This window comes from Rhodococcus sp. B10 (assembly GCF_011770055.1).
In the GTDB taxonomy this organism is placed as follows: Bacteria; Actinomycetota; Actinomycetes; order Mycobacteriales; family Mycobacteriaceae; genus Rhodococcoides; species Rhodococcoides kyotonensis_B.
Genome location: NZ_JAAFYV010000050.1, coordinates 24061 through 30839, shown reverse-complemented (window position 1 = coordinate 30839; position 6779 = coordinate 24061). Strand labels below are relative to the sequence as shown.

At 65.3% G+C, this 6779-nt stretch carries 7 protein-coding genes and 1 tRNA gene; 4 read left to right on the top strand and 4 right to left on the bottom strand.

The window, feature by feature from the left end; all coding sequences use genetic code 11:
• On the bottom strand, window positions 1–191 hold a 191-nt coding region (locus tag RhoFasB10_RS24205; protein WP_167679006.1), incomplete at its 3' end, for an alcohol dehydrogenase catalytic domain-containing protein.
• Window positions 192–350: 159 nt separating this feature from the next.
• On the opposite strand from RhoFasB10_RS24205, the gene RhoFasB10_RS24200 reads away from it, so the two are divergent.
• Together RhoFasB10_RS24200 and RhoFasB10_RS24195 are read left to right on the top strand one after the other, a co-directional pair.
• On the top strand, window positions 351–2486 hold the full coding sequence (locus RhoFasB10_RS24200) for a molybdopterin-dependent oxidoreductase (protein WP_167679004.1): 2136 nt from the start codon (window positions 351–353) through the stop codon (window positions 2484–2486).
• A 34-nt stretch (window positions 2487–2520) separates the two neighbouring features.
• A tRNA-Ile gene (locus tag RhoFasB10_RS24195) sits at window positions 2521–2594 on the top strand.
• A 22-nt stretch (window positions 2595–2616) separates the two neighbouring features.
• On the opposite strand, the gene RhoFasB10_RS24190 is transcribed toward RhoFasB10_RS24195, so the two are convergent.
• Window positions 2617–3105 (bottom strand): universal stress protein, encoded by a 489-nt coding sequence (locus tag RhoFasB10_RS24190; RefSeq protein WP_068420488.1) that lies wholly within the window; start codon window positions 3103–3105, stop codon window positions 2617–2619.
• Between the two features lie 104 nt (window positions 3106–3209).
• Here RhoFasB10_RS24190 and RhoFasB10_RS24185 point away from each other — a divergent pair, with 104 nt between their 5' ends.
• Entirely contained in the window at window positions 3210–3659 is a 450-nt protein-coding gene (locus RhoFasB10_RS24185; protein WP_167679002.1) for a cupin domain-containing protein, read from the top strand.
• Window positions 3660–3761: 102 nt separating this feature from the next.
• Window positions 3762–4472 carry a GAF and ANTAR domain-containing protein gene (locus RhoFasB10_RS24180; protein WP_068420912.1) on the top strand — a complete coding sequence of 237 codons (711 nt, stop codon included), beginning with the start codon at window positions 3762–3764 and terminating at the stop codon, window positions 4470–4472.
• 6 nt (window positions 4473–4478) lie between these two features.
• Here the strand turns inward: RhoFasB10_RS24180 and RhoFasB10_RS24175 are convergent, their stop codons facing one another.
• Together RhoFasB10_RS24175 and RhoFasB10_RS24170 are read right to left on the bottom strand one after the other, a co-directional pair.
• On the bottom strand, window positions 4479–5960 hold the full coding sequence (locus RhoFasB10_RS24175; protein WP_068420486.1) for an MFS transporter: 1482 nt from the start codon (window positions 5958–5960) through the stop codon (window positions 4479–4481).
• The gene (locus RhoFasB10_RS24170) at window positions 5957–6553 is read right to left on the bottom strand and encodes a PadR family transcriptional regulator (RefSeq protein WP_068420485.1); all 597 of its coding nucleotides are present in this window, start codon (window positions 6551–6553) and stop codon (window positions 5957–5959) included. Before RhoFasB10_RS24170 ends, RhoFasB10_RS24175 begins: the two co-directional genes overlap by 4 nt.
• Between the last annotated feature and the right edge of the window lie 226 nt (window positions 6554–6779).

Genomic DNA, 6779 nt, shown 5'->3' with positions numbered 1-6779 from the left:
CCCTCGTGCCCACCCATGACAGGGAACGACGGCATCGGCGTCGCACCGGTGACGATGTGGTGGTCCGAATGACACATACCGGCCGCTTCCATCCGGATCTGGACCTCGCCCGCCACCGGGTCACCGATCTCGATCTCCTCGACGGACCACGGCTCGTTCAAACCCCACAGCACAGCGCCCTTGGTTTTCATGACCCACTCGCCTTTCGCCCGCCGAATCGACCCGCCCGCCGGGCCGGTTTCACGTCCGACGATAACGCAGACACCGCCAGAATTGGAACACGTTCTAGGTTCGTTCTCGTTCGCCCGAACGCGGCAGCGCTAGGCTCTCGGCAGACGAAGGGGTGGTCGATGACTAAGAAGTACGGATCCTGCAACCTGTGCGAAGCCGTCTGCGGACTCGAGTTCACGGTCGAGGACAACACCGTCACGTCGATTCGCGGCGACAAGGACGATCCACTGTCGCGCGGACACATATGCCCGAAGGCCCTGTCGCTGATCGACCTGCACGAGGACCCCGATCGGTTGATCAAACCGGTGCGACGCGTCGGCGACGGCTGGGAGGAAATCGACTGGGACGTCGCTTACGACCTCGTCGTCGACGGCCTCGTGTCGACGCGTGAGCGGTACGGGCCGAGCGCCGTCGGCATCTACCAGGGAAATCCGAGCGTGCACAGTCTGGGATCGATGACGCACGGCATTCCGTTCACGTCGATGCTGCGCACCAGGAACCGGTACTCGGCGACGTCTCTCGATCAGCTGCCACACCAGCTGGTGAACCACCTGCTCTACGGCCACCAACTTGCCCTGCCGATCCCCGACATCGACCGCACCGACTTCTTCCTCGTCCTCGGCGGCAATCCGATGGCGTCGAACGGCTCGATGATGACCGTGCCGGACTTCGCCAATCGCGTCCGAGCATTGAAGGCACGGGGCGGAACGCTCGTCGTCGTCGATCCGCGCCGGACCGAAACCGCCGACGTCGCCGACGAACACCACTTCGTCCGCCCTGGAACCGACGCCCTGCTGCTGATGGCGTTGATCCATGTCGTCGTCGAGTCCGGCAGGACGCGCGTCGCCGAGTACGTCGACGGCGTCGACCAGGTCGCTCGGATCGCCGCCGACTTCACACCGGAAGCGGTTGCTCCCGCCGTCGGGATGTCACCGGAGGACATCGTCTCGCTCGCAACACGTTTCGCATCCGCGGAAGCCGCCGTCGCGTACGGAAGAATGGGCGTCTCGACACAACGCTTCGGCACCGTCTGCCAGTGGGCCATCCAGGTGCTCAACATCCTGACCGGAAATCTGGATCGGATCGGCGGCGCATTGATGACCGACCCTGCGATCGACCTGGTCGGCAGATCGATCGTCGGCCGAGGCCATTTCGACAAGTGGCGCAGTCGAGTTCGCGATCTCCCCGAATTCGCGGGCGAATTCCCCGCCTCGACGTTGGTCGACGAAATGACGACCCCCGGCGGCGGGCAGATTCGTGCCATGGCCGTCCTGTCGGGCAACCCGGTGCTGTCGGTGCCCGGCGGCCGTAAGCTCGACGACGCGTTCGCCCATCTCGATTTCATGGTCTCGTTCGACTTCTACATCAACGAGACCTCACGACACGCGAATGTCATCCTGCCGCCGACGATGTCGCTCGAACGAGATCATTACGACCTGATATTCCAGGCGTTCGGCGTGCGCAACACCGCCAAATTCTCCCCTGCCGTCGTGACGAAGAAGCCCGGCGCGAAGGCCGAGTGGGAAATCTACCGTGACCTCGCAGTGCGGTATCAGTCCGCGCTGTCGCGCTCTCGTACGGACCGCGTGCGCCGACGCCTGACCCCGAAGTCACTGAAAACCGAAGCACGCTTGCGACTTTCACCGCGCCGTACCGTCGACCTGCTGCTGCGAACGGCACGCAGAGGCTTGTCGGTGTCCACACTGACGGCGTCGCCCCACGGGATCGATCTCGGACCGCTCGAACCTGGCCTGCCCGCGAAACTGCACACCCGGAACAGACGGATTCACTTGATACACGACGTCGTCGTCGCCGAGCTCCCGGCACTGCACGACGTCCTGCACCACGCACCCGTCACCACGGGTGAGGAACTGCTGATGATCGGTCGACGACATCTGCGCAGCAACAACTCGTGGATGCACAACGCACCCCGCTTGACGAAGGGTTGGCCGAGACACCACCTGTGGGCACATCCCGACGATCTCGCCGCTCGCGGAATCGACGACGGTTCCGTCGTGTCGGTGACTTCGGCAGCCGGGACGGTTCGCATCGAAGTGCACGCCAGCGACCGGATGATGCCGGGCGTGGTCAGCATGCCGCACGGTTTCGGCCACCAGCGCGACGGCGTCGCGTTGTCCGTGGCGACGACCGTGGTCGGCGCGAGCGCCAACGACGTCACCGACTCCCAGCAGGTCGACGCGGTGTCCGCGAACGCGATCCTCAACGGCGTCCCAGTGACGATCTCGCGGACGTGATCCAGTAGCATTCTGACCGCTCGCTGTGCGAGATGGGGCGGTAGCTCAGTCGGTTAGAGCCGTGGACTCATAATCCATTGGTCGCGGGTTCGAGCCCCGCCCGCCCCACATTTTCCTCGCCCGACGTCGGTCAGGGAACCACCGTCACCGGCCAGCGTCCGGCTTTGACCAGGCGCACCGCGACGGACCCGAACATTCTGTGCCCCGCTCGCTCGGATGCGCCGACGACGATGGCGTCGGCGCGCAGTTCGTCCGCGACGGCGACGAGCCCGTTGAACGGATCTCCCTGTGCCGTACGGAATTCCCAACGGATCGAGTCGACGTGCTTGGCTTCCTTCTCGATGTAGGCCAGCAGCTCGGCTGCGATCTGCTCTCCGGTCTCGACGAGCGAGATCCCAGCCTGACCCCACGCCGCGGTCGCGATCGGTTGCACGTAGACGAGCACGAGCAGCGAACCCTGGCGTCTGGCGAGCCCGGCCGCGTAGGCAGCAGCCCGCCAGGCCGAGTCGGAGCCGTCGATGCCGGCGAGAATGACCTTCGGCCCGTCGACGCCGTACTCGAACACGTGCTTGTCGAAACCCTGTGCATCGAAGCCCTGTGCTTCCGGAGTCTCTCCCACGACTGCAGGGTACTGATCGAGGACCGGTGATCGCCGTTACCCACCCGGACGAGTGGACACGGCCCTACTCTGAATGGGCTGAACCCCGGATGAGAGTGGGACCCATGCCGAAGTACTTCCGCCCGGTCGTCGTCGTCTCCTGCCTGGCAGTGGCAGCTTTCTCCCCCGCCGTCGCGGGCGCCACGCCGCCGTCGGGCGTCACCGCCGACACTCTCGCCCACGTCTCGTTCCCGCTCCTGCCCGGCAGCGCAGAGATCGCAGGCACCGACGTCACGGTCAGGAAGATCACCATCGCTCCCGGCGGCACCACCGGGTGGCATTTCCACGACGGCCCGGTCTACGCATACGTCGACACCGGGGTCCTGACGCGCACCCTGCACGACTGTTCGCGCGTGACCACACCAGCCGGACAGACCATCGCCGAGGAGGTGGGCGGCGATCACGTGCACGAGGGCATCAATCTGGGCGACGTGCCGGTCGTGCTCTACGCCGCGTATATCCAACCGCCGGATAAGCCGTTCGCGGAGGACGCTCCCGCGCCGGAGTGTGCGTGACCCGATCAGGATTTCAGCGGTTCGACTACCTGTGGGTATCGTTGCCGCGAGGTATGACCTCGCGGCGCGCGCGGTTGACCTGGAGTGTTCAGGGAGGACACGATGTCGAACGATGAGTCCCCTGCGGATCCACGCACGGTGTTCAGCGCTTTGGCCGACATCGTCTACCGCGGGACGAACGCCGACGAGATCTACACGGCTATCTGCGTCGCTGCCACGCTCCTCGTTCCCGGCTGCGACCACGCGAGTCTGATGCTCGTTCGTCGCGGTACGCCGGTGACCGTCGCCGCGTCCGACCAGGTTGCACGCACCGTCGACGACATCGAGCGGGCGACCGGCGAAGGCCCGTGCCTCGACGCGCTCTCCTCCGAAACCGCTCAGATCGAACCGGACTTCCTGACGCCGTCTGCCTGGCCCGCGCTGGGCCGTGGCGTCGTCACTCGCACACCGGTTCGCGGCGCGATGGGCTTCCGGTTGATGCTGGACAACAAGAAGGTCGGTGCGCTGAACCTGTTCTCCGACACACCGAATCGGTTCGACAGCGCCGTGGCCGACGACGCCATCGTCCTGACGGCGTTCGCGGCCGTCACCGTCTCCGCCATCATGAACGGCGAAGAAGCGGACACCCTACGTGTGGGTCTCGAGAGCAACCGCGAGATCGGCAAAGCGATCGGTCTGCTGATGGCGTCGCACAACGTGACCGACGACCAGGCGTTCGAGATGCTACGTAAGACGTCGCAGGACATGAACGTCAAGATCGCGGCGCTCGCCCAATCCGTGGTGGCGGCTCACACGCGCGATCTCGACGCCTGACAGCTTCTATCCGCCTGCAGGAGCCCGTCGCGAATCGACACGCTTGGGCAGCGCGAAGACCAGGAGCAGTGCCAGCACTCCGAACGCCGCGCTGACGCCCATCGCCACCGCCGCGGCGTGCATGAAGCCGCTGGCGACGGTGTCGGGTCCGGTGATGTGCAACGACCCGAACAGAACGCTGCCGATCACCGCGATACCCGCGGCACTGCCGACACGCTGCATCGTCTGGATGACGCCGCTTCCCGCGCCCGCATCCTGCGGATCGACCGTCGCGACGATGAACTGCGCGTTGGGCGCGATGAAGGCTCCGTTGCCCAGTCCACCGATCAGCAACGGCGGCAACAGCATCCACCCGCTCAGATCCGCGGCGTCCACGGTGGCGAGCAGGATCCACAGCCAGATCAAGGCGACCGCGACGAACGACGTACCGAGCAGCAGCACCCCGCGCCCGAGACGCTGCGTGAGCTTGTTGCTCTGCGACGACGCGATGATGCTGCCGATCGCGAACGGGACCGTCACGATGCCCGATGCCAGGGCGGAGTTGCCGAGTCCGGTCTGCCACAGCAGCGACAGCGTGAAGAAGATACTGGTGAATGCGGCGAAGTAGACGAGTGCCAGGATCGTGCCACCGGTGAAGGCGGGGTGCGTGAACAGCTTCGGCGGAACCAGCGGGTTCAGACCACGCTTGGTGTAGGACACTTCCCACGCGCCGAACACCGCGATGAGCACTACGCCACCGACGAGCGAGACGTACGTCCAGGTCGGCCACCCCTGATCCTGTCCCTCGATCAGCGGGACGAGCAGTGCGACGAGACCTGCGGTGATGAGCGCCAGACCGACCCAGTCGATGCCCGACTGCCGCGGCTGACCCGAGTCCACACGCTGCGGAAGCAGAAGGGCCGCAGCGATCAGCGCGACGACTCCGATCGGAAGGTTGACGAAGAACACGCCGCGCCAGCCGTCGGCCTCGCCGAACGCCTCGATGATGAGACCACCCACGATGGGGCCGAGTGCGGTGGATACACCGATGACCGCGCCCATGATCGCAAACGCCTTGCCGCGCACCGGCCCCGGGAACAGGAGCTGGATGAACGCCGTGACCGCGGGCACGAAGATGCCGCCTGCGAGTCCCTGGACGACGCGAGCGAGCACCAACTGGATGTCGTTCTGCGCGAGACCGCACGCGAGGCTTGCAAGGGTGAACAGTGCGAGCCCGGTGAAGAACACCCACTTGTGGCCGATTCGGTCACCGACCTTGCCCGCCGGAATCAGCGCCAATCCGAACGCGAGCGCGTAGCCGGAGATGATCCACGACAACGTCGCTTCCGACGCGTCGAGGCTGGTTTCGATCGTCGGCAGGGCAACGTTGACGATCGTCGTGTCGAGCAGCGCCATGAACATTCCGAGCAGCAGGACTATGAGCGCCTGCCATGCCCGGCGTGGGACTTCCACCGAAGGCGCCGAAGCGCGAGAGTTGGTTTCGGTCATGTCGTACAGCCGTCCTTGGTGTTCGGTAGGGGTGGAATTTCTCGGGTTCGTTCGTCGGCGACGATGTCGGGAAGCGCCGCGACGAGGTTCTCGTGCCAGTCGATCTCGGCACGTAAGCGTGCCTCGCGGTGGGCGAGGGCGAATTTCTCCGCGACGGACAGATACGGCTGCGCTCCTGCGTTCGCGGTTTCGGCGTCGACCAGATGTTGCTTCAGCAGCGCCACCCGCGCGGCGATCACGTCGGGTAGAACGTCGAGACGAGCGGGATCCAGCCTGGTCAGCCCCAGATCGAATGGATCGGGACGAAGCGCGAAGTGACTCAGGGCATCGCTGCGCAGCTGCTCGAGTGCGGAGCGCCCGGTGCCGGTGATTCCGTAGACGACTCGGGCCGGGAAGTTTCCCGCCTGCTCGGTTCGGATATCCGCGATGAGCCCTTCGGCGTGCAGTCGCTTGAGCGCGCCGTAGAGGCCACCCACGGAAATGTCGGTCCAGAGGTGTACGTGCTCTTCCTCGGCGAGCAACCTCAGCTGGTGCCCATGCATCTCGCCACGCTGCGCGAGCGAGCCGAGTATGAACAGGCGGATGGAAGACACGCGACTACTCTCGCACGAGTAGTTTCACCACGTCAAACCACTACACGCCCCTGACCAGCAATTTTGTCCGATTAGTCCCATCCTGCGGGGTGGCTCTTGCCGCGCATCCAAGACGACGAGTCGTCCGGAAGCGCGAATATCACCGGCACCGGCCCCCGACGGTGAGGACAACGTCACGCGCGGCTAACGGTCGTGTCATGGATGCGAATCGTCGGATTTGCATCGT